1 protein-coding gene is annotated in these 401 nt (G+C 68.3%); it reads right to left on the minus strand.

Annotated elements, in window-relative coordinates; translation table 11 throughout:
- A partial coding sequence (locus tag QC029_RS31480; protein WP_279559131.1) for an AMP-binding protein occupies window positions 1–401 on the minus strand: 401 nt, incomplete at both ends.

Genomic DNA, 401 nt, shown 5'->3' on the forward strand with positions numbered 1-401 from the left:
GCGCCCCCCAAGCTGCGCCAGCACCTTGTCCGCGACCAACCGCTTGAGCAGCGGCCAGGCCAGCCGGTCACGCAGCGACAACGCGCCATGTCCCTGCCGCGCGTCAAAGCGCCGGCCGCCAATGGCGAGCGTGAGATCGAGCAGCGCGCGCTCGACGGCGCCTGCCGTTGCGCGATGCTGCATGATCAGCGCGTAGATGCGCTCATAGATTCGCGGCACAGAGATCAAGACCGTGGGCCGCACCTGCCTCAGGTCCTCCGACAACAGCGGCACCGATCGCGCATAGGCGACGCAGGCGCCGGCCGCGATCGGATAGTAATAGCCGCCGGTGCGCTCGAACGTGTGCGAGAGCGGCAGGAAGGACAGGAAGACATCCTCCGTCGACGCCGCGATGCGATGCG

Origin of the sequence: Streptomyces sp. DH37 (assembly GCF_029813835.1) — a bacterium.
Taxonomy (GTDB): domain Bacteria; phylum Actinomycetota; class Actinomycetes; order Streptomycetales; family Streptomycetaceae; genus Streptomyces.